This window comes from Serratia sp. EWG9, assembly GCF_019913725.1.
GTDB lineage: Bacteria > Pseudomonadota > Gammaproteobacteria > Enterobacterales > Enterobacteriaceae > Serratia > Serratia ureilytica.
Genome location: NZ_JADNRO010000002.1, coordinates 99,770 through 120,156, shown reverse-complemented (window position 1 = coordinate 120,156; position 20,387 = coordinate 99,770). Strand labels below are relative to the sequence as shown.

At 59.4% G+C, this 20,387-nt stretch carries 20 protein-coding genes and 1 pseudogene; 9 read left to right on the top strand and 12 right to left on the bottom strand.

What is annotated here, in order from left to right:
* The first annotated feature begins 97 nt into the window (after positions 1-97).
* Positions 98-1,102, top strand: a complete 1,005-nt coding sequence (gene fbp, locus ITX55_RS06005) for a class 1 fructose-bisphosphatase (RefSeq protein WP_004933587.1) — start codon at positions 98-100, stop codon at positions 1,100-1,102.
* A 45-nt stretch (positions 1,103-1,147) separates the two neighbouring features.
* Here fbp and ITX55_RS06000 read toward each other — a convergent pair whose 3' ends face one another.
* The gene (locus tag ITX55_RS06000) at positions 1,148-2,701 is read right to left on the bottom strand and encodes a methyl-accepting chemotaxis protein (protein WP_033651483.1); all 1,554 of its coding nucleotides are present in this window, start codon (positions 2,699-2,701) and stop codon (positions 1,148-1,150) included.
* Positions 2,702-2,961: 260 nt separating this feature from the next.
* On the opposite strand from ITX55_RS06000, the gene ppa reads away from it, so the two are divergent.
* Positions 2,962-3,492: an inorganic diphosphatase gene (gene ppa, locus ITX55_RS05995; protein WP_004933594.1), complete on the top strand. Its 531-nt coding sequence runs from the start codon at positions 2,962-2,964 to the stop codon at positions 3,490-3,492.
* A gap of 52 nt (positions 3,493-3,544) precedes the next feature.
* Here the strand turns inward: ppa and ITX55_RS05990 are convergent, their stop codons facing one another.
* The 3 genes from ITX55_RS05990 to ITX55_RS05980 are packed head-to-tail and all read right to left on the bottom strand — an operon-like array spanning position 3,545 to position 9,428.
* A complete protein-coding gene (locus ITX55_RS05990) occupies positions 3,545-3,892 on the bottom strand; it encodes a gamma-glutamylcyclotransferase (RefSeq protein ID WP_025159589.1) in 348 nt (115 codons plus the stop codon).
* Positions 3,893-3,894: 2 nt separating this feature from the next.
* The gene (locus ITX55_RS05985; RefSeq protein ID WP_033641644.1) at positions 3,895-7,713 is read right to left on the bottom strand and encodes a translocation/assembly module TamB domain-containing protein; all 3,819 of its coding nucleotides are present in this window, start codon (positions 7,711-7,713) and stop codon (positions 3,895-3,897) included.
* Positions 7,710-9,428: an autotransporter assembly complex family protein gene (locus ITX55_RS05980; protein WP_187048896.1), complete on the bottom strand. Its 1,719-nt coding sequence runs from the start codon at positions 9,426-9,428 to the stop codon at positions 7,710-7,712. Before ITX55_RS05980 ends, ITX55_RS05985 begins: the two co-directional genes overlap by 4 nt.
* 301 nt (positions 9,429-9,729) lie before the next feature.
* On the opposite strand from ITX55_RS05980, the pseudogene msrA reads away from it, so the two are divergent.
* Positions 9,730-10,370 (top strand): annotated as a pseudogene (gene msrA, locus ITX55_RS05975) (peptide-methionine (S)-S-oxide reductase MsrA).
* Between the two features lie 180 nt (positions 10,371-10,550).
* Positions 10,551-11,882, top strand: a complete 1,332-nt coding sequence (locus ITX55_RS05970) for a hemolysin family protein (protein WP_042783527.1) — start codon at positions 10,551-10,553, stop codon at positions 11,880-11,882.
* Between the two features lie 69 nt (positions 11,883-11,951).
* Here ITX55_RS05970 and ITX55_RS05965 read toward each other — a convergent pair whose 3' ends face one another.
* Positions 11,952-12,158, bottom strand: a complete 207-nt coding sequence (locus tag ITX55_RS05965; protein ID WP_033641639.1) for a DUF1107 domain-containing protein — start codon at positions 12,156-12,158, stop codon at positions 11,952-11,954.
* 330 nt (positions 12,159-12,488) lie between these two features.
* On the opposite strand from ITX55_RS05965, the gene ITX55_RS05960 reads away from it, so the two are divergent.
* Positions 12,489-13,046 (top strand): YtfJ family protein, encoded by a 558-nt coding sequence (locus ITX55_RS05960; RefSeq protein ID WP_025159587.1) that lies wholly within the window; start codon positions 12,489-12,491, stop codon positions 13,044-13,046.
* A gap of 1 nt (position 13,047) precedes the next feature.
* Here ITX55_RS05960 and cysQ read toward each other — a convergent pair whose 3' ends face one another.
* On the bottom strand, positions 13,048-13,788 hold the full coding sequence (gene cysQ / locus ITX55_RS05955) for a 3'(2'),5'-bisphosphate nucleotidase CysQ (protein ID WP_033644177.1): 741 nt from the start codon (positions 13,786-13,788) through the stop codon (positions 13,048-13,050).
* Between the two features lie 251 nt (positions 13,789-14,039).
* On the opposite strand from cysQ, the gene ITX55_RS05950 reads away from it, so the two are divergent.
* Entirely contained in the window at positions 14,040-15,992 is a 1,953-nt protein-coding gene (locus tag ITX55_RS05950) for a bifunctional 2',3'-cyclic-nucleotide 2'-phosphodiesterase/3'-nucleotidase (protein WP_033651488.1), read from the top strand.
* 100 nt (positions 15,993-16,092) lie between these two features.
* Here ITX55_RS05950 and fklB read toward each other — a convergent pair whose 3' ends face one another.
* Entirely contained in the window at positions 16,093-16,713 is a 621-nt protein-coding gene (gene fklB, locus ITX55_RS05945) for an FKBP-type peptidyl-prolyl cis-trans isomerase (protein ID WP_004933618.1), read from the bottom strand.
* Positions 16,714-16,980: 267 nt separating this feature from the next.
* Between fklB and ITX55_RS05940 the strand changes: the two genes are divergently transcribed.
* Positions 16,981-17,655, top strand: a complete 675-nt coding sequence (locus tag ITX55_RS05940; protein ID WP_108680086.1) for an OapA family protein — start codon at positions 16,981-16,983, stop codon at positions 17,653-17,655.
* A gap of 3 nt (positions 17,656-17,658) precedes the next feature.
* Here ITX55_RS05940 and ITX55_RS05935 read toward each other — a convergent pair whose 3' ends face one another.
* The 5 genes from ITX55_RS05935 to rpsF all read right to left on the bottom strand — a co-directional run bounded on the left by ITX55_RS05935 (position 17,659) and on the right by rpsF (position 19,572).
* Complete coding sequence (locus ITX55_RS05935) at positions 17,659-18,012, bottom strand: DUF488 domain-containing protein (protein WP_033641634.1); 354 nt, start codon at positions 18,010-18,012, stop codon at positions 17,659-17,661.
* A gap of 112 nt (positions 18,013-18,124) precedes the next feature.
* The gene (gene rplI / locus ITX55_RS05930; protein WP_004933629.1) at positions 18,125-18,577 is read right to left on the bottom strand and encodes a 50S ribosomal protein L9; all 453 of its coding nucleotides are present in this window, start codon (positions 18,575-18,577) and stop codon (positions 18,125-18,127) included.
* A 39-nt stretch (positions 18,578-18,616) separates the two neighbouring features.
* On the bottom strand, positions 18,617-18,844 hold the full coding sequence (gene rpsR / locus ITX55_RS05925) for a 30S ribosomal protein S18 (RefSeq protein WP_000135199.1): 228 nt from the start codon (positions 18,842-18,844) through the stop codon (positions 18,617-18,619).
* A 3-nt stretch (positions 18,845-18,847) separates the two neighbouring features.
* The gene (gene priB / locus ITX55_RS05920; protein WP_049233092.1) at positions 18,848-19,165 is read right to left on the bottom strand and encodes a primosomal replication protein N; all 318 of its coding nucleotides are present in this window, start codon (positions 19,163-19,165) and stop codon (positions 18,848-18,850) included.
* A gap of 8 nt (positions 19,166-19,173) precedes the next feature.
* Positions 19,174-19,572 (bottom strand): 30S ribosomal protein S6, encoded by a 399-nt coding sequence (rpsF, locus tag ITX55_RS05915; protein ID WP_004933634.1) that lies wholly within the window; start codon positions 19,570-19,572, stop codon positions 19,174-19,176.
* A gap of 236 nt (positions 19,573-19,808) precedes the next feature.
* On the opposite strand from rpsF, the gene ITX55_RS05910 reads away from it, so the two are divergent.
* Together ITX55_RS05910 and ITX55_RS05905 are read left to right on the top strand one after the other, a co-directional pair.
* Entirely contained in the window at positions 19,809-20,015 is a 207-nt protein-coding gene (locus tag ITX55_RS05910) for a hypothetical protein (RefSeq protein WP_143557062.1), read from the top strand.
* A gap of 10 nt (positions 20,016-20,025) precedes the next feature.
* Entirely contained in the window at positions 20,026-20,292 is a 267-nt protein-coding gene (locus ITX55_RS05905; protein WP_033638913.1) for a DUF1471 domain-containing protein, read from the top strand.
* The last annotated feature ends 95 nt before the right edge of the window (positions 20,293-20,387 follow it).

The following is a 20,387-nucleotide window of genomic DNA, read 5'->3' as shown; positions in this document are numbered from 1 at the left end:
CCTATGAATGGCGCGCATCTTTGGGCTACACTGCTCGCGAAAACGTTGGCGGTTTGTTAACAGGCCGCTATCCATCCGTAGATTCAGGGATTGTGTCATGAAAACGTTAGGCGAATTTATCGTCGAGAAACAGCACGACTTCTCGCACGCCACCGGCGAGCTGACCGCGTTACTTTCTGCCATTAAACTGGGCGCCAAAATCATTCACCGCGACATCAACAAGGCCGGCCTGGTTGATATTCTGGGGACCAGCGGGGTGTCCAACGTACAGGGCGAAGTTCAGATGAAACTGGACCTGTACGCGAACGAAAAACTGAAAGCGGCGTTGAAAGCGCGTGGTGAAGTTGCGGGTATCGCTTCCGAAGAAGAAGATGAAATCGTGATATTCGACGGCGAGCGAGCTGAAAATGCCAAGTATGTCGTATTGATGGATCCGTTGGACGGTTCGTCCAACATTGATGTCAACGTCTCGGTCGGTACGATTTTCTCTATCTATCGTCGCATCACGCCGGTCGGCACGCCGGTGACCGAAGAAGACTTCCTGCAGCCGGGCAGCGCCCAGGTCGCAGCGGGTTACGTGGTTTACGGTTCGTCCACCATGCTGGTGTACACCACCGGTTACGGCGTCCACGCCTTCACGTACGATCCGTCTCTGGGCGTGTTCTGTCTCTCTCACGAGAAAGTGCGTTTCCCGGCGAGCGGCAACATGTATTCCATCAACGAAGGCAACTACATCAAGTTCCCTCTCGGCGTGAAGAAATACATCAAATACTGCCAGGAGCAGGATGAAGCGACGCAGCGCCCTTACACCTCGCGCTACATCGGTTCTCTGGTGGCGGACTTCCACCGCAACCTGCTGAAAGGCGGCATCTACATCTACCCAAGCACCGCCAGCCACCCGCAAGGCAAGCTGCGCCTGCTGTACGAATGCAACCCGATGGCGTTCCTGGCCGAACAGGCCGGCGGCAAGGCCAGCGACGGCAAAAACCGCATTCTGGACATCACGCCGGTGAAACTGCACCAGCGCGCGCCATTCTTCGTCGGCACCAAGTCGATGGTGGAAGACGCAGAACGCTTCATCGCCGAAAATCCGGACGAGTAACGCGTTCTTTGCCAGGGTTCGGCGCCTTGCCGAACCCTTATTGCCTTACAGCTTGAACGCCGCCATGCTCTGCGCCAGCAGCTGAGCCTGATCTTCCAGCGAGCGCGTCGCCGCTGCAGACTCCTCCACCAGCGCCGCATTCTGTTGCGCCACCTGATCCATCTGCGCCACCGCCAGGTTCACCTGTTCGATACCGCTGCTTTGTTCGCGCGTCGCCGCCGAGATCTCACGCATCAACGCCGTCACCCGGCCCACTTCACCGGTGATGCCGCTCATGGTCTGCGCCGCCGACTCCACCATCTGTTCGCCTTCCTGCACCCGGTTTTGCGACGCTTCGATCAGCCCTTTGATCTCTTTCGCCGACTGGGCGCTGCGCTGCGCCAGGTTGCGCACTTCACCGGCCACCACCGCGAAACCGCGGCCCTGTTCGCCGGCGCGCGCGGCTTCCACCGCCGCGTTCAGCGCCAGGATGTTAGTCTGGAAGGCGATGCCATCCATCACGCTGATGATATCGGCGATGCGGCGCGAGCTGTCGGTGATCGCCTGCATCTTGCTCATCACCTGGCTGACCACCTCACTGCCCTGGTTGGCGATATCGGACACGCTCAGCGCCAGCTGGTTGGCCTGTTCACAGTTCTCGGCGTTCATTTTCACCGTCGAGGTCAGCTGTTCCATGCTGGCGGCGGTCTCTTCCAGCGACGCGGCCGATTCTTCGGTGCGCTGCGCCAGATGCAGGTTGCCGGCCGCCAGTTCGCGCGAGCCGGTGTCGATCTGGCTGCTGGCGTCGCGCACTTTGCTGACCGAACTGGCCAGCGCCTGCTGCATACGCTGCATCGCCCGCACCAGGCGCCCCATCTCGGTATCGCCCTCGCCGCGGATCTCGTGGGTCAGATCGCCGCCGGCGATGTGTTCCAGCTGCGCGATGGACTCGTCCAGCGGACGCAGGATAATCACGCGCAGCGCGAACCAGGCCAGCAACGCCAACAGCACGCTGAGCAGGCCCGCCACCACGATCAGCGAGATCTTGGTGCTGGCGTTGCTTTCCGCCTCATACACCTGCTTCTCGCCGAGCTTCATGGCGAAGCTGCGGAAATCGGTGAGATCCTTTTCAAACGCGATGCTCAGGGCGGAAATGCGCGTCTCCTGGATATGGTAATACTCATCGATCTTGCCGGCCTTGATGGCGGCGGCCATCGGCTTCACGCCCTGCTCCAGATAGGCGCGATAGCTGTTTTGCAGGCGGCTGGAGAGTTCGCGGCCGCGCTCGGTCACGGTGCCGACGCCGACAAAGCGCGCCATTTCCTTGTTCGACTGCTCGAGGTAGCCGTAGATGCGGCCCACGGTGGCGTCGGAGACATCAGTCTGGCCGATCTCCCGTTGGCGCACCGCCAGCGAGGCGGCGGTGCGGGCGCGCAGCGTCAGGTTGGAGCTGTTGGCCAGCGAGCCCAGCTCTTCGCCGAGGATCTGGTTTAAGGTATGGATCGAGCGCGATCCTTCGTTAATCGCGTTGACGCCAATAACGCTGACCATGATCAGCAGCATGGTCATCAGGCTCAGCAGGGCGATCAGCCCAGCCTTCACCGTAATCTTTTTTAGCATGAGTTCTTCCCGGCTTCAGAATAGTGAGATCAGACGTAGTAGGGGTGGCAAAACGCGGAGCCAGCTTTGCTGGCTCATTATTGTTTGTTGAAGTTATCGGCAGGCGGAGGCAAAACTTCATGCCGCAGCGGGATTAATCTGGAAATTCTCCCTGCGTCGGCGCGCGGGGTTTTCGACGATGAAAAGGGCAGGAAATCGCAAAAGAGTCCGCTATAATAGCCGCCACTCCATTTCTGGTTTGATGATTAAAGGAAACCGACATGAGCTTGAATCTGGTCCCTGCTGGCAAAGACCTGCCGGAAGACATCTACGTAGTAATCGAAATCCCGGCCAACGCCGATCCAATCAAATACGAAATCGACAAAGAAACCGGCGCGCTGTTCGTTGACCGTTTCATGTCCACCGCGATGTTCTACCCGTGCAACTACGGCTACATCAACCACACCCTCTCTCTGGACGGTGACCCGGTTGACGTGCTGGTTCCAACCCCATACCCGCTGCAGCCGGGCTCCGTGATCCGCTGCCGTCCGGTTGGCGTGCTGAAAATGACCGACGAAGCCGGTGAAGACGCCAAGCTGGTTGCGGTGCCGCACAGCAAGCTGACCAAAGAGTACGATCACGTGAAAGACGTGAACGACCTGCCGGAACTGCTGAAAGCCCAGATCGCTCACTTCTTCGAGCACTACAAAGATCTGGAAAAAGGCAAATGGGTGAAAGTGGAAGGCTGGGCAGACGCTGCCGCGGCTAAAGCGGAAATCATCGCCTCCTTCGAACGCGCTGCCAAGAAGTAATCCTGCCGCCGTCCGATGAAAAAACACCGCTCATTGAGCGGTGTTTTTTTTCTTACTGTTCTTCGAGACGCTTCAGCCAGTCACCGCTGGTAATTCGCGGGTAACCGTCCACGCTGTGTTTGTACAGGTAGATCCACGCACTCCCATAAGGCGTCTGAATCAGCTCGCGCTTATAGTCCTTGGTGTTGCTTTTCAGTTCGTCCAGCTCTGCCAGAATCGATGAGTTAATACGATACACCTCGCAATGTATCGTGCCCTCTCCAGGGATCGCCGCCGGGTAATGGCCCAGATTGTAAATCTGATAGCCTTCGAGCTCGTGCTCGCCGAGCCATTGGGCGTTGGTCATCCAATGGCTGTTTCCCTGTTTGCGCCGTAAACTGCCGTAGACAATTATTCGCATCGCTAAAACTCAAACTGATAGAGCAAATCTAATGCCTGGTCGAGACCAGACACCGCTTCAAGATACAACTTAGGCATCAGGCGATAACGCAACGTCAGCGTGGCCAGCGAGTCGAAAATGCCCACCCCATATTTTACTTGTAAGCCTGGGAGGACATAGCCGCTCACGACAACCTGGGAATTGTCGCCAACCCCTTGAGTGTCCAGAGCCAAATTACTCACGCCGAATGCCTCGCCGATTTTACCCACAAGTTGACCACTTTGTGCAACCCCCATGCCGATTAACATCGACGTCATGGCGTTGCCGTCGGCGCCTGAGCTGTTCAAGCCCTGGCCGCGCAGCAGATAAGACAGGGCTTCCTGTTGCGATTTGGCCGGATCGGAGAACACTTCCAGCTTCGGCGCATCCGCCAGGCCGGTCACGCGCACGCCGGCGGTCACGTCGTCCTCGGTGGATTCCGGGTTGCGGATCGCTTCGATATTGAGCAGCGGCTGATCCGGCGGGCCGGAGAACATCAGCTGCCCTTTACGCACGATCAAATCCTGACCATAAGCATGGAAGCGACCGGAAGGGATGTCAATCTGGCCGTTGAGGCCCAGCCCTTTCTTGTCCTGCACCACTTTCAAATCACCCTTCAAGCGGGCTTTGAGGCCGAAGGCGTCCAGCCGCACGTCATTGCCGACGTGGATCATCAGGTTGCTGTTGATCGGAATCGAGGCGGTCTTCGGTTGAATCGGCTTCAGCTGGTCGTCCAGCATCACTTCGTCGGAGGAGACGCCCACCGCGCTTTCCGGCAGCTCCTGCACCGTGATGCGCGCCCAAGGGATGTCGACCTTGCCGTTGAGCGAGAACAGCTGCGGCGTGGCTTCGAACACCAGATCCGGCGACACGTCGATGCGGATCATCGGCGGCACCGTCACCCGCAGTTTGTCGCCCTTGGCGGCAATGCGCGCACGCCAGGCGTTGATGTCACGCCAGTCGGCATCGCCCGCCAGATTCAGCTGGCCGCGCGTGGTGCTGAGCAGCCCTTCCAGCGTCGAGGTCATGCCATTGAAATTCACCGCCAGCCGCGCGTCGGTCATATCGAACGGCATCCAGTGGCCCTGCACCTTCGCCCGATCCAACGCCAGACGCCCGAACACCAGCGGCTTCTGCGCGCTGCCGCCCAGACGCAGGTTGGCGTTCAGCATGCCCGCCGCGCTTTCGCCCTTCATCAGCGCTGGGTTGATCAGCGCCAACGAAATGTTGGTGATATTGACGTTGCCGCTGATGGTGCGCCGCACCTGCGGATCCGCCACCTGGATATTGCCGTCGAACTGGCCGTTGTTGGTCAGTTTGATCCGCCAGTCGGCCTGCGCGCGGCCGTTGTTCAGACCGGCGTTGAGGGTCAGCGTATCGAAGGCGATCGGCAGCGCGTTGCCCTGCACCTGCTGCACCACCTTGACGCCGTTGCCGGCCAACGTGACCTTCGCCTCCGGCAGCGCGCCGCCCGGTTTCCAGCTGACGTCGGCCCGGCCGGTGAACACGCCGCTCAGGGCGGTCTCCGGGCCGAGGAACGGCTTGATCATCGCCAGATCGAACCGGTTGAGCACCACGCTGGCCTGGCCGCTCTGGCCGGCTTCGATGGTCTTCGGCACGCACAGCTCAGCGTTCGGGTTCTGCCAACAGTGCGGCCCGATGCTGATTTTCTGCGCGGTGTTCAGGTAGTCCAGCGCGATGGCGCGCGTCAGGCGCCACTCCCCCACCGGCGTATCGAAGCGGGTATTGTTCAGATTGCCGCGCCAGCGCTGCTGCTGACGATCGAAGCTGCCCTGCAGCGCCAGCTGGCCGGAGACCGGCTTACCGTCGATCTTCAACTGCAGCTGATGCTGCTTCTCGCTGCCTTTGGCGTCGAGGGTCAGCAGGCTGACTTCCAGCGCGTCCTGCTTCAGTTGCTCGACGCGTACCGCCAGCTGCCCCTGGATCTGATCCGTGGAGCGCACGTCACCGTCGATCTTCACCCGGTTGATGCGCAGCGCCTGCCACTGCAAACCGGAGGCGGTCAAATCCGCCAGCAGCTGAGGCGCCTGCAGATTGCCGCGCAGCTTCAGCAGCCCTTTGGCGGTGCCGCCCAGGCCCGGCAGCGCGCCGTCCAGACGCGGCGCGTCGATGTTGGCGTCCAGGTTCCAGCTCTTCTCGTCCAGCTGTCCTTTGACGTTCAGCTGGTTGCGCCCCAACGTCAGATCGATGCCGGGGATTTTCCACTGCCCGGCGGCGTTGCCGCTCAGCGTGCCGCGCGCCGTGACCTTGTTCTGCTTCACGTTGCCGTCCAGCTGCAGCACCGGCACCTGCAGCTGCCAGCTGCCGCCGTGCAGACTGCCGCGCGTGGTGATCTTGCCGTCGAGTTTCGCCGGCCATTCCGGCCACTGCTTGGCGGTATTGATGCCGCTCAGCGTCAATTGCGAGTTCCAGCTGATGGCCTTGCTCCAGTCCACCAGCGCGGTGAGATCGGTATTACCCTGCAGCGCCGCCAGCCGCAGGCGCTCCAGCTTGAACTGCTCGACGTTGCCTTTGCCGTCCAGCGTCAGCACCGCCGGCGGCAGATCCTGACCTTTCAGATTAGCGCGCGTCGACAACGCATAGTCGGTCGCCTTGCCGTTAAAGCGCAGGCGGAAATCGTTAACCTGGTACTGCGCCTCGCCGCTCAGCGGCCATTTCAGCTGTTTGCTCTGCAGCGTCAGCGCCAGCGGCAGGCCGGCTTCGGCCAGCCGGGTTTGCACATCGAGCTGGGCGCCGACCGGGCCGGACAGGTTCAGCGCGACCTTCAGCTCATCACGCAACCCGCCGCCGATGTTCAGCTTCACCTTCTCGCCCTTCAACGGGTCGATGTTCAACGCGCTGTTGGCGGTCAGGGCCACCGGCCAATCGCCGGTCAGGGTCGCCTGCCCCTGCACCGACAGCGTACCCTGCGGCGACTTCACGTCGAAGTTGTCCAGCTGGATATGCTGATCCTGCGTGCTGGCCTGCAGCAACAGACTCGTGATCAGCACGTCGGTATCGCCGGTCAAGCGCAGCTGTTCGCCGCTGATCTCTTTCACGGTGATATCCAGCGGCAGGCGGATGTCCGGCAGATCCGGCAACAGCGGTTTGGCGAACAGTTCCTTCAGCGTTTCGCCAAGCGGCTTCTCTTCCGGCTGCGGCGCCGGTTTCGCCGCGTCGGTAACCTGCTCACCGACCTTTTTCGCCACCTCGACCGCCGGTTGCACCGCTTCCGGCAACGGATTTTGCGGCGTTTTCGGCAAGGCGATCAGCAACGAGCCGATCTTGGTCGGCATCAGCGTCAGCGCGCGCTCTTGCCACTGCGCGCCGGTGCGGAACTCGGCCAGAGAGATGGCGGTATCGTCGACGGTGACCTTGACGTTGTTCAGCGCCAGCAGGCGCAGGGTGATCGGATAAGGCGTACTGAGATTGGTGGTCGGCTCACTGCTCTCCTCCACCGGCGCGGAGGGCGCCATCTCTTTGGTGTTCACCGCCACGTCCACGTCCTGAGCAGTCAAGGCGTTGACGCACAGCGAGCTGCGTTTAAAGCAGGAGAGATCGAGGGACAGATGGAATTGCCCGGCGTTGACCGTCACGCCCGGCATCTGATACTTCACGCCCTTCAGCGTCAGATCGCGCCAGCCGCCGCTGACGCCGGCGATCTCCAGCCCCGGCACCCAGCGCGCCGCGCCGTTGATGACCATATGCAAACCGGTGGTGGTCCCCACCAGAAAGGCCAGCCCGCCGATCAGCAGCAGCAGGACGACCAGAAATCCGAGACAAATCTTTTTAACCAGGCTCATAGTTCAGGCCCCAAACCGATGTAGAACTGCATCCCGTGAGTGTCCTTGTCCCCCACGGGCGCGGCGATATCCAGCTTCACCGGCCCCACCGGCGACTGCCAGCGCACGCCTACGCCGGCGCCGGTCTTGAAGTTGCTCTGCTTGATATCGTTCACCGCTTCACCGGAATCGACGAACATCGCCCCCCACCATTTGCCGGTCACGTTGTATTGATACTCCAGCGAGCCGGTCAGCATCTTGGAGGCGCCGGTCAGCTTGCCGTCGTCGCCGCGCGGCGAAATGTCTTTGTACTTGTAGCCGCGAATGCTGCGGTCACCGCCGGCGAAGAAGCGCAAATCCGGCGGCACCTTGTCGAAGTCGTTGGTTTCTATCCATCCCACCTGCCCGCGCGCCACGAAACGATGCTTGTCGGCGAGCGTGCGGATCCAGACGTTCTGCGCCTGCATCAGCGCGAAGTCCACGCCCGAGCCCCAGGTGGTGTCGGATACGTCGATGGAGTAGCGCTGGCTGTCGCCCCAGGTCGGCATCAGGCCGCCGCGCGAGCGGGTGCGGTTGAAGCTGACGCCGGGGTACAGCAGCATGGTGGTGTTGCTGACGTTGCCCTGGGTAAAGTTATCCCAGCGCCAGGTCAGGTTGATCGCCCGCTGCCAGCCGCTGGAGAGATCCCAGTTGCGCGAAGCCACCACTTTGGAGGTCACGGATTTGGTGTCGTTAAGATCGACGTTCTTGAGCCCGCCCTGCAGCAGGTAATACTGCTCCAGCGGATTCTTCAGCAGCGGGATCTTATAGGTCAGATCCAGCTGCTGCTCCGGCGCCGACACGCTGGCGCTGGTTTCCAGGCTGTGGCCGCGATCGTTGAGCCAGGGCTTTTTCCAGGTGCCTTTCACCCGCGGGCCGACGTCGGTGGAGTAACCGATACCGGTTTCGATGGTATTGCGCGTACGCGGCGTTACCAGCGCCTCCAACGGCAAAATCTTGTTCTCTTTGGCATCGTTGAAATCAGGGGACACCACCACCGAGTTGAACCAGTTGGTGGCGGACAAACGGCGGTTCAGCTCGGCCAAATCCTCCGAACTGTAGTAATCCCCCTGATGAAAGGGCACCAGATTTTGCAGATAGTCTTCGCGGATTTGCGAACCGGTGAATTTCACCTTGCCGAAACGGTAACGTTCGCCGCTGTTGAAATCGATATCCCAAAACGCCTTGTGCAGATCTTCGGCCACGCCGAGTTGGCTTTTGGTCATGTCGGCGTCGAAGTAGCCTTTGCGCAGCGCCAGGCCGGTCAGCGAGCCTTTGAAACTGTCATACTTGCCGTGGTTGAGGATCTCGCCGATGGTCGGCCGATCCTTCTTTACCAGCGCCAGGTAGTCCTCATCGGTCTTCGCGCCACCTTCCAGCACGATGTTGGCGCCGGCGATGCGCACCGGTTCGCCCGGATTGACCTTGGCATGCAGCACCGGACGCGACATCCCCGGCCGATCGTCCAGCGTAAACTCGATGGTCGGCTGGTAATAGCCGAGCGCGCGCAGCCCCTGGCGCACCGCCTCATCCACCCGTGCGCGGAAGCGACCGTCGGTGCCGACCTCTTCAGGCGTGATCGACGACAGCCGCACCCGGACGTTTTTTTCCAACTCTCCGCTTAACCCCTCCACCTGCAGCCGCACGTTGGCCGCATAGGCTGCAGGTGCCGCAAGCAACACAGATATCAAGCACATGACCGGGTACTTTGGCACGTGTTCTCCTTATTGATTTTACTTTCCTGTTATGGTGTTCGCTCCGGGGCCAGGGCAGACTCCGCGCTATCATGACGGCAGCCCTCTTCAACCTTCTTCCGGACGCCGCCCGCCGCGCTTTGCCGCCGCGCAACAGGCGAATTCTTCACTTTTGGCGCTCAAAATACTGCGTTAAGCTTATACAAAATCCCACTTGCCGCTTATTGTGGGCAAAGACGCGGTGAGATACAACCGAACCGCCGCCATGTAGGGTCAATTCTTACTGTGACAACAGGAGTCAACCGTGGTGCCATTTTTTGATAAATCACAAACCGTCGATAAGGCAAGCGCGCTGCCTGGCCGCACCACGCCAATGCCTGTCGCAACGCTCAACGTCGTCACCGAACACTCGATGACTCAGGTGCGGCCGGCATGGAAGTGGCGATCTTCGCCATGGGCTGTTTCTGGGGCGTTGAGCGTCTGTTCTGGCAACAGCCGGGCGTCTACAGCACCGCCGCCGGCTACAGCGGCGGCTACACGCCAAACCCGACCTACCGCGAAGTGTGCAGCGGCCAGACCGGCCACGCCGAAGTGGTGCGCGTGGTGTTCGATCCGCAGGTCGTCAGCTACAAGCAGCTGCTGCAGGTGTTCTGGGAAAATCACGATCCGGCGCAGGGCATGCGCCAGGGCGGCGACGTCGGCACGCAGTACCGCTCGGCGATTTACACGCTGAGCCCAGAGCAGCAGGCCGAGGCGGAAAGCAGCCTGCAACGCTTCCAGCAGGCGATGGCGGCGGCGGGCGACAAGCGCGTCATCACCACCGAGATCGCGCCGGCGCTGCCGTTCTATTATGCGGAAGACGATCACCAGCAGTACCTGTTCAAAAATCCGGAAGGTTACTGCGGGCTGGGCGGCATCGGCGTTTGCCTGCCGCCGCAGGGCTGATCCGATGCCGGCCGGCGGCACTTTTTTAACCGCTGGCGGCCCCTGTGGGGCAACTGCTATACTGTACGGGCCGCTTCTGCGGCCCGATAGCTTCCCTTCTGGTTGTTATCGCTGCTTTTTTTACTATGTACTACCCTTCCTCAAGAGCGCCGGCATCCCGTCGGCACGTATGGATAGATTATGTTAAACAGTATTTTACTGATTCTTTTTCTGATCGCGGTGAGTGCGTTTTTCTCACTGTCGGAAATCTCTCTGGCCGCCTCGCGCAAGATTAAACTGAAGCTGATGGCGGACGAAGGCAACATCAACGCCGCCAGAGTGCTTAAACTGCAAGAAACCCCAGGCATCTTCTTCACCGTGGTGCAGATCGGCCTGAACGCCGTGGCCATCCTCGGCGGTATCGTCGGCGACGCGGCTTTTTCCCCCACGTTCAAGGTGGTGTTTGATCGCTTCCTGTCGCCCGAACTGGCGGAACAGGTCAGTTTCATCTGCTCCTTCGTGCTGGTGACCAGCCTGTTTATCCTGTTCGCCGATTTGACCCCGAAGCGCATCGGTATGATTGCACCAGAGACGGTCGCCGTCCGGATCATCAACCCGATGCGTTTCTCCATCATGATCTTCCGCCCGCTGGTGTGGTTCTTCAACGGCATGGCCAACCTGATCTTCCGCATGTTCAAGCTGCCGATGGTGCGTAAAGACGACATCACCTCCGATGACATCTACGCGGTGGTGGAAGCCGGCGCCCTGGCGGGCGTGCTGCGCAAGCAGGAGCACGAGCTGATTGAAAACGTGTTCGAACTGGAATCGCGCACCGTGCCGTCTTCGATGACCTCGCGCGAAAGCGTGGTGTACTTCGATCTGCGCGAAAGCGAAGAGAGCATCAAGGAGAAGGTCTCGACCCATCCGCACTCCAAGTTCCTGGTGTGCGACGGCCATATCGATCAGGTGGTGGGTTACGTCGATTCCAAAGACCTGCTGAACCGCGTGCTGGGCAACCAGAGCCTGGTGCTGAGCAGCGGCGTGCAGATCCGCTCGGCGCTGATCGTGCCGGACACGTTGACGCTGTCCGAAGCGCTGGAAAGCTTCAAAACCGCCGGCGAAGACTTCGCGGTGATCCTCAATGAATATGCGTTGGTGGTGGGCATCATCACCCTTAACGACGTGATGACCACGCTGATGGGCGATCTGGTCGGCCAGGGCCAGGAAGAGCAGATCGTGGCGCGCGACGAAAGCTCATGGCTGATTGAAGGCGGCACGCCGATCGACGACGTGATGCGCGTGCTGGATATCGACGAGTTCCCGCAGGCGGGCAACTACGAAACCATTGGCGGCTTTATGATGTACATGCTGCGCAAGATCCCGAAACGCACCGACTTCGTCAAATACGCCGGCTACAAGTTCGAAGTGGTGGATATCGACAGCTACAAGATAGATCAGCTGCTGGTCACCCGACTGAGCGACAAACCGGCGGCGGTGCTGCCGAAAGCGCCGGACGACACGCCTGCGGCCTGACGGCGCGAAGGACAAAAACATCAGCGGCCCCATCGGGGCCGCATTTTTTTACCGCTGTCAGCGCCGTGTTCAGCCGACCTCGGCCTGCAGCAGCAGCACCTGGCGGTTCACTTCGGACATCACGCTGAAATGGCGCTTGTCGCGAATCTTCGGCGGCAGGATTTTCCCCTCGTCGAATTCAAATGCGCCCACGTCCTTGATATACAGCCTTCCGCGAAACAGGGTCTTAACGTACTTCGCCACTTTCAAAGGGTTATAACGCTGGAAGATTCTCATTCTTTTACGCTCCTCCCGTTGATCCATGCGCTCAGCGAGCCGCCAAAGGTGGCAGCCTCGAAATTCAGAACGCAACTTGATTGCATGTAGTAGACCCAGTAAAGACCAGATCGTTCACTTCCGCCCGGTGATCTGCACTGGATTTACACTTTTTGACAGAATTGTATATGATGATTTATAACGTTTTCAGGATATCCCTTCAAAATCTGATGATTAGCGAACCAAGGGAAAAACTGCGATCCGGTTAACAGGACAGACCTCTTATCACATCCTATGCTTTAGGCTGTCGAAGTGCTGTCGCACAAATTCCCCCATTTACAAGGAGAAAGCATGAAAACAAGTCGCATGCTGATGGTATCCCTGCTGCTCGCCCCGCTTTTCGCTTCCGCGCACAACTTCCAGCTCCAGCAGCGCGTGGCGCCGGTTGGCGTCAGCGATAAAGGAGAGCTCAATTACGCTGACGGTAATTTTAGCTACCAGAATTGGAACAGCGCGCAGCTCAGTGGAAAAGTGCGGGTGATACAGCACATTGCCGGCCGCAGCTCCGCCAAAGACATGAACGACCCACTGATTGAAGCGATTAAGAAGGCGAAGCTACCACACGATCGTTACCAAACGACGACAATCGTCAACACCGACGATGCCCTGATGGGCACCGCCATGTTCGTGCGCAGCAGCATCGAAGACAGCAAGAAAGAGTTCCCGTGGTCGCAGTTTATCGTCGACAGCGACGGCAACGTGCGCAAAGCCTGGGATCTGCAGCCGAAAGGTTCCGCCATCGTGGTGCTGGATAAGCAAGGGCGCATTCAGTTCGCCAAAGACGGCGCGCTGACGCCGGAAGAGGTGCAGCAGGTGATGTCCAAGCTGCACCAGCTGTTGGCGAACTGACTCAGAACAGCGAAACCCGGAAGCCGGGGTTGAGGAAAGATTCACGCGGGGTATAGAGCAACGGCTTGCCCTGCCAATCGTGAATTTGCGCCCCGGCGGCCACCGCCACCGCGTGTCCTGCAGCGGTATCCCAAATATTGGTTGGCCCGAAGCGCGGATAGAGCTGCGCCTTGCCTTCCGCCACCAGGCAGAACTTCAGTGAGGAACCGACGGACACGGTCTGGTGCTCGCCCAACTGCTGCAGATAGTCTTTCAATTCGTCGTCGATATGCGAGCGGCTCACCACCACCAGCGGCGGATGCGCGTTGCTGACGCCGATCGCCTGCCGCACGCCCTTCTCTTCTTTCCAGGCCTTGCCGCGCTCCGCCAGATACAACACGTCGATCGCCGGGGCGTACACCACGCCCATCACCGCCTGCCCGTCTTCAATCAGGGCGATATTGACCGTGAACTCGCCATTGCGATGCAAGAACTCTTTGGTGCCGTCCAGCGGATCGACCAGCCAGTAGCGCGTCCAGTTGCGGCGCTCTTCCCACGCCGGCGGATCCTCTTCCGACAGCAGCGGCACCTCCGGCGTCAGGGCCGCCAGGCCGCGCTTGATGATGTGATGCGCCGCCAGATCGGCCGCCGTCACCGGTGAGTCATCTTTTTTCTGTGCGACATCAAGCGGTTGTTCACCGTCGTACACCGCCATGATCGCCGCCCCCGCCTCGCGGGACAGTTGGCAAATTCGCTCTAACATCATGCACCTCAACTCTGCATCTCCGTGGAATTCCTCTGTCTCTGCTAGCAGACTAGTTTTTTTTACGCCGAATATCCATCTCAACCGGCTAAGCCGCGGGAATTCCTCAGATCTTGTTGGGCACAACTGTGAACTTCCCCGCGTTACCCGCCGCCGTTTTCTGCCACACTTCACAGTTTACTGTGGCAAGCAGTGTTAATTACATTTCCCTCTGCGACAACACTCGAATAATGGAATGGAGAGAACCCCAAATGATGAAGCATCCACTGACGCTGTCCGCGCTTGCGCTGCTGGTATGCGCCTCGGCGCAGGCGGCCACCGTCGATCTGCGCGTGCTGGAAACCACCGATCTGCACAGCAACATGATGGACTTCGATTACTACAAGGACACGCCGACCGACAAGTTCGGCCTGGTGCGCACCGCCAGCCTGATCCAACAGGCGCGCCAGCAGGCCGCCAACGCGGTGTTGGTGGATAACGGCGACATCATTCAGGGCAGCCCGCTCGGCGATTATATGGCGGCCAAGGGGCTGAAACCGGGCGACGTGCACCCGGTCTATAAGGCGATGAACACGCTGGACTATGTGGTCGGCAACATCGGCAACCATGAGTTCAACTACGGGCTGGACTACCTGAAGAACGCCATCGCCGGCGCCAAATTCCCGTACATCAACGCCAACGTCATCGACGCCAAAACGCAAAAACCACTGTTCACGCCATACATCATCGTCGATACCCCGGTGAAGGATCGCGATGGCAAGGCGCATACGCTGCGCATCGGCTACATCGGCTTCGTGCCGCCGCAGATCCTGGTGTGGGACAAAGCCAACCTGCAGGGCAAAGTGACGGTGGACGACATCACCGCCACCGCCAAGCGCTACGTGCCGCAGATGCGTAAACAGGGCGCCGATCTGGTGGTGGCGATCCCGCATTCCGGGTTGTCCAGCGAGCCTTACAAGGCGATGGCGGAAAACTCGGTCTATTACCTCAGCCAGGTGCCCGGCATCGACGCCATCATGTTCGGCCACGCCCACGCGGTGTTCCCGAGCAAGGACTTCGCCAACATCAAAGGCGCGGATATCGACAAAGGCCTGCTGAATGGCGTACCGGCGGTGATGCCGGGCCAATGGGGCGACCATCTCGGCGTGGTCGATCTGCAGCTCAACAACGATGGCGGTAGCTGGAAAGTGACCGCCGCCAAAGCGGAAGCGCGGCCGATCTACGACAAAGAGAACAAGAAATCGCTGGCGGCGGAAGATGCCGCGCTGGTGAAGGTGTTGGCGGACGATCACAAAGGCACGCGCGAGTTCGTCAGCCAGCCGATCGGTAAATCCGACGGCAACATGTACAGCTACCTGGCGCTGGTGCAGGACGATCCGACGGTGCAGATCGTCAACAATGCGCAGAAGGCCTACGTCGAACATTACATCCAGGGCGACCCGGACCTGGCCGATCTGCCGGTGCTGTCCGCGGCGGCCCCGTTCAAGGTCGGCGGCCGCAAGAACGACCCCGCCAGCTTCGTCGAAGTGGAAAAAGGCCAGCTCACCTTCCGCAACGCCGCCGATCTCTATCTCTATCCCAATACGCTGGTGGTGGTGAAGGCCAGCGGCAAAGAGGTGAAAGAGTGGCTGGAGTGCTCCGCCGGCCAGTTCAACCAGATCGACGTCAACAGCGCCAAGCCACAAGGCTTGATCAACTGGGACGGCTTCCGCACCTATAACTTCGACGTGATCGACGGCGTCAACTACCAGATCGACGTCAGCCAACCGGCGCGCTACGACGGCGAATGCCAGCTGATCAACGCTAAGGCGGAGCGCATCAAGCAGCTGACCTTCAACGGCAAGCCGATCGATCCGAACGCCACCTTCCTGGTTGCCACCAACAACTACCGCGCCTACGGCGGCAAGTTTGCCGGCACCGGCGACAAACATATCGCCTTCGCTTCGCCGGATGAAAACCGCTCGGTGCTGGCGGCCTACATCACCGCCGAAACCCAGCGGCATGGCGCGGTGCGCCCGCAGGCGGACAACAATTGGCGTTTGGCTAACTTCAGCAGCAAGCAGCCGCTGGATATCCGCTTCGAGACCTCGCCTTCGGACAAAGCGACGAAGTTTATCAAAGAGCACGCCCAATACCCGATGAGCGCCGCAGGCAGCGACAGCATCGGCTTCGCGGTTTATCGCATCGATTTAAGCGGTAAGTAACTCACTGTCACTGGCCGGCTCGCCCGGCCATTCATCGCCCGTTTGCGCGGCGCATAAAATAAGGGCGCCACGAAGGCGCCCAGAGTAATCCTCGGTGGGATTACAGGATTTCCAGCAGCTCGACGTCGAACACCAGCGCGCTGAACGGCGGGATGGACGCGCCTGCGCCACGCTCGCCGTAGGCCAGGTTGTGCGGGATATACAGCTGCCATTTGGAACCGACCGGCATCAGGGTCAGCGCTTCGATCCAGCCTGGGATCACGCCGCTGACCGGGAATTCTGCCGGCTGGCCGCGTTCAACCGAGCTGTCGAACACGTCGCCGTTGATCAGACGGCCGGTGTAGTGCACACGCACGCGATCCTGACGGGACGGGATTGGGCCGTTGCCCTGCTCCAGTACGGAGAACTGCAGGCCTGACTCGGTCAGCGTCACGTCGTCGCGCTTGGCGTTGTCGTCCAGGAATTTCTGGCCTTCAACGGCCATCGCCTGCTGGCGCTCGCGGCGCACCGCATCCGCACGCTCGTGGATTTCACGCAGCGCACGGTGCACCACGTCTACCGGAACCGCCGGGGCATTCCCTTCCAGCGCGTCGCGCAGACCCGCCAGCAAAGCTTCCGGTTGCAAACCTTCCAGCCCGGACTCTTGCAGCTGCTGGCCGACCTGTAAACCAATCCCGTAACTTGCTTGCGCTTCAACGCTGTCAAAAGAAGGGGTTGTCATGGGGTTTTCCTTAAGTCTGTAAAAAGTCGAAAGCGCAGCATAACAGCGCGTCAATGCCGGGTAAAATCTTGTGTGGAGAATGATGACTTTTGTCGTAGAAAAAGAAACAATAACCTTCTGTTAACGCCCGCAGCCGCAAACCCCGGCCCTGCCGCTCAGCCGCCTTTCACTTCAATCAGTTAGCGGACTATACTGAAAGCAGGATATCGGGCAGGCGACGCGCTTGCCGCGCCGCGCTTATTATTACGCCGTCGAAGAGAGGTCACCATGGGCAGAATCGCGCCCAGGAAAAGGAAAACCACCCGCATCTACCAGCCGCTGCTGCGCACCTGGCTGAACATCAGCCAGCGCCTGAAACCCGGCGCCGCACCCACGCAGGAAGACGCGGAGTCGCCATCGGAACCGCCGTCGGCCAACGACAAGATGCAGCGGGTCAAAGCGCTGCTGGCCAAAGTCTGGCATCTGCCGGACGGTTTCCATTGGATGGAACCACTGCCCTACTTTCACCGCCGCTGGGTGCTGATCTTCGGCATCATTCTGCTGCTGGCGTTGCTGTGGCCCTACTCGCCCGAAAGACAGCCGTTCCCGGTCTCTCAGCAGGAAACCAGCGTGCCGCTGCAGGCTGAGCTGCAAAACGGCGGTGGCGCCGCCACGCCGGCCAACGAACCGACGCCGGCGGGCAACTGGCAGCGTTATCAGATCCAGCCCGGCCAGACGCTGGCCCAGCTGTTTCGCGACAACAATCTGCCGGTGAATGAGGTGTTCGCCATGGCGCAGGTGGAAGGCGGCGACAAGCCGCTGAGCAACATGAAAGCCGGTCAGGAAGTGCGCATCGAACGCGACGCCAACGGCATGATTAACGCGCTATCGGTCACCACCGTGGACAACAGCCAGGCGCTGTTCCGCCGCCAGGCCGACGGCAGCTACCGCCGGGAACGTTAATCGCTAAAGCTGCGCCAGCAGAAACTCGCGCAGCACCACGCCCTGGTTGTGCGCGGTATCTTTGCTGCCATACAGCAGCGTCAGCGCCTCCCCCTGCCGCAACAGCGCCACCAGCGGCTGCCAGGCGTCGTTGGCCGCCAGCTGTTGGCGGTAACGCGCCTCGAAGGCTTCCCACTGGTCGGTATGCTGATGGAACCACTTGCGCAGCTCGTCATCCGGCGCCACCTGTTTCAACCACTGCACGCCCGCCAGCCTCTCCTTGCTGATGCCGCGCGGCCATAGCCTGTCTATCAGATAGCAATGCGCCGGCGCCGGCGCGCTGAAGTCGTAAACCCGCTGTAGCGTAATCGTTGCCATCACACGCTCTCCCTTTTCATCCCGTCTTCTAGCGTAGCGCGTTTTGCCGGGCGCAGAAAAGCAAAACGCCAGCGCGAGGCTGGCGTTTTAACCGGGTTAACAGCAGCGTAAATTACGCTTCTGCAACCACAACTACATTCAGCTGTGCGAACACGTCGCTGTGTACCTGGAAGTGCACTTCGTGCTCACCAGTGGTACGCAGAACGCCGTTCGGCAGACGAACTTCGCTCTTGGCAACTTCAACGCCTGCCGCAGTCACTGCGTCAGCGATGTCGCGGGTGCCGATAGAGCCGAACAGTTTACCTTCGTCGCCAGATTTGGAAGCGATGGTCACTGAACCCAGTTCGTTGATCTTGGTTGCGCGAGCTTCAGCAGCAGCCAGAACGTCAGCCAGTTTGGCTTCCAGTTCAGCACGGCGTGCTTCGAAGAACTCAACGTTTTTCTTGGTAGCAGGAACAGCTTTGCCCTGTGGTACCAGGAAGTTACGAGCGTAGCCCGCTTTAACGTTAACTTGATCACCCAGGCTGCCCAGGTTTGCTACTTTATCAAGCAGAATAACTTGCATTACCTTATCCTCTCAAAGTCGTTAATGGACAGTGGCCGATTACTGATGACGATCAGTGTACGGCAACAAAGACAGGTAGCGCGCGCGCTTGATAGCACGGGCCAGCTGGCGCTGATATTTTGCACGAGTACCGGTGATACGGCTCGGTACAATTTTACCACTTTCGGTGATGTAGTTTTTCAGCGTAGCGATGTCTTTATAGTCAATCTCTTGAACGCCTTCCGCGGTGAAACGGCAGAACTTGCGACGACGGAAATAACGTGCCATTGGCTAGTCTCCAGAATCTATCAATTCAATCTGCTCGGCATGCAGAACCAATTTACTCAGCCCGTTGCGCCCTTGATGGCAGCTTACAAAGCCTTGCACGGTAATCTGACTGCCGACCGTTAATCTTTGAGTTAGTGCTTGTGACTGTTGTCCGCTGACAACCACGGGCATTCGGCACCATGCTTGTCTGCTGAATCCGGCTTCCATCTGCTGCGAACGGTGCTCTAGCACAAATTGGCAGTGCGGTATCCCGGAAGGACTCACTTTTCGAACCGGCGCCTTGCACACAGTGCCCGACAAAACCAGACGATTAGCCGTCACGGCGGCAATTACTCTTCAGAATCCCCAGCATCTGCATCATCTGCGGTTTCGTTAGCGAAGTCTTCGCGGCGATCGCCACGACGTTCGTCTTTCGCTTTAACCATCGGAGATGCTTCAGTTACCGCGTGCTTAACGCGCATAACCATGCTGCGGATAACGGCGTCGTTGAAGCGGAAGTTAGTTTCCAGCTCATCGATCGCTTCCTGCGGCGCTTCAACGTTCAGCAGAACGTAGTGAGCTTTGTGCAGTTTGTTGATCGGATAAGCCAGCTGACGGCGGCCCCAGTCTTCCAGACGGTGAATCTGACCTTGCGCGTTAGTGATGGTAGCACTGTAACGCTCGATCATGCCCGGAACCTGTTCGCTTTGGTCAGGATGGACCATAAAAACGATTTCGTAATGACGCATCGAATTGCTCCTTACGGATTATTCAGCCTCCTGTCAGGGTCAACCGCGGCCCATGGAAGCAAGGAACGTGTTTAGTGTGCGGCTGAAAAATGACGCGTAATCATACTGACGCAGGGCGGGAAACTCAAGGACTGCGTGGGTTTTATTCGCGTTATTGAGAGGGGGTATGGGAAATAGCACGATTTGCTGGCGGGGAAACCTATGTACGCCAATCCATCAGTTTCAAAAATCTTTCAATGAAATCAGCGCTGAGTCACAAATCTATTTCATTTTTTTTGAAAGAGGTCATCAAAACGCCCCGCTTTTTAATCCGCCGCAACCGACTAAAATTAACCTTATCCGCCGCAGACAGCGCGACGAAAAAGATTCCAGGTTATTCAATGCAGATAAATGACTTTTTGCCGCAGCGACACTCGCTGTCAGGCCGTAACGGCAAAAAGTAAGAGAGGCACTATGAAACGCATCATTCTCGCGACGGCGCTTGCCGCCCTGTTCTCCGCCAACGTGATGGCCGCGACGGAGATCTCCTCGCACCAGGCCGATCAACGCCAGAGCGTTGGCTTCGTCACCCTGAACCAGAACGTGGTCTCGCCGGATGACGCCAGCAGCCAGGTCAGTAAAATCGCCGATCAACGCGGTGCAAGCTCTTATCGCATCATCGCCCTGCACGAACCGGGCGACAACAGCACGATGCACGTCAGCGCCGAGCTGTACCGTTAAAAAGACGCGCCACGCCAGGGAAATCCCCAGGGCTTCATCAGAAAGCCCGTTCAGTCCGCACCGGAGCGCCGCCTGTCGGGCGCTCCACTTCCTCA

What these genes read in the sequence shown, in the direction of transcription:
- fbp (WP_004933587.1), top strand. Translation starts at nt 98, where the DNA reads ATGAAAACGTTAGGCGAATTTATCGTCGAGAAACAGCACGACTTCTCG.
- ITX55_RS06000 (WP_033651483.1), bottom strand. Translation starts at nt 2,701, where the DNA reads ATGCTAAAAAAGATTACGGTGAAGGCTGGGCTGATCGCCCTGCTGAGC.
- ppa (WP_004933594.1), top strand. Translation starts at nt 2,962, where the DNA reads ATGAGCTTGAATCTGGTCCCTGCTGGCAAAGACCTGCCGGAAGACATC.
- ITX55_RS05990 (WP_025159589.1), bottom strand. Translation starts at nt 3,892, where the DNA reads ATGCGAATAATTGTCTACGGCAGTTTACGGCGCAAACAGGGAAACAGC.
- ITX55_RS05985 (WP_033641644.1), bottom strand. Translation starts at nt 7,713, where the DNA reads ATGAGCCTGGTTAAAAAGATTTGTCTCGGATTTCTGGTCGTCCTGCTG.
- ITX55_RS05980 (WP_187048896.1), bottom strand. Translation starts at nt 9,428, where the DNA reads ATGTGCTTGATATCTGTGTTGCTTGCGGCACCTGCAGCCTATGCGGCC.
- ITX55_RS05970 (WP_042783527.1), top strand. Translation starts at nt 10,551, where the DNA reads ATGTTAAACAGTATTTTACTGATTCTTTTTCTGATCGCGGTGAGTGCG.
- ITX55_RS05965 (WP_033641639.1), bottom strand. Translation starts at nt 12,158, where the DNA reads ATGAGAATCTTCCAGCGTTATAACCCTTTGAAAGTGGCGAAGTACGTT.
- ITX55_RS05960 (WP_025159587.1), top strand. Translation starts at nt 12,489, where the DNA reads ATGAAAACAAGTCGCATGCTGATGGTATCCCTGCTGCTCGCCCCGCTT.
- cysQ (WP_033644177.1), bottom strand. Translation starts at nt 13,788, where the DNA reads ATGTTAGAGCGAATTTGCCAACTGTCCCGCGAGGCGGGGGCGGCGATC.
- ITX55_RS05950 (WP_033651488.1), top strand. Translation starts at nt 14,040, where the DNA reads ATGATGAAGCATCCACTGACGCTGTCCGCGCTTGCGCTGCTGGTATGC.
- fklB (WP_004933618.1), bottom strand. Translation starts at nt 16,713, where the DNA reads ATGACAACCCCTTCTTTTGACAGCGTTGAAGCGCAAGCAAGTTACGGG.
- ITX55_RS05940 (WP_108680086.1), top strand. Translation starts at nt 16,981, where the DNA reads ATGGGCAGAATCGCGCCCAGGAAAAGGAAAACCACCCGCATCTACCAG.
- ITX55_RS05935 (WP_033641634.1), bottom strand. Translation starts at nt 18,012, where the DNA reads ATGGCAACGATTACGCTACAGCGGGTTTACGACTTCAGCGCGCCGGCG.
- rplI (WP_004933629.1), bottom strand. Translation starts at nt 18,577, where the DNA reads ATGCAAGTTATTCTGCTTGATAAAGTAGCAAACCTGGGCAGCCTGGGT.
- rpsR (WP_000135199.1), bottom strand. Translation starts at nt 18,844, where the DNA reads ATGGCACGTTATTTCCGTCGTCGCAAGTTCTGCCGTTTCACCGCGGAA.
- rpsF (WP_004933634.1), bottom strand. Translation starts at nt 19,572, where the DNA reads ATGCGTCATTACGAAATCGTTTTTATGGTCCATCCTGACCAAAGCGAA.
- ITX55_RS05910 (WP_143557062.1), top strand. Translation starts at nt 19,809, where the DNA reads ATGAAATCAGCGCTGAGTCACAAATCTATTTCATTTTTTTTGAAAGAG.
- ITX55_RS05905 (WP_033638913.1), top strand. Translation starts at nt 20,026, where the DNA reads ATGAAACGCATCATTCTCGCGACGGCGCTTGCCGCCCTGTTCTCCGCC.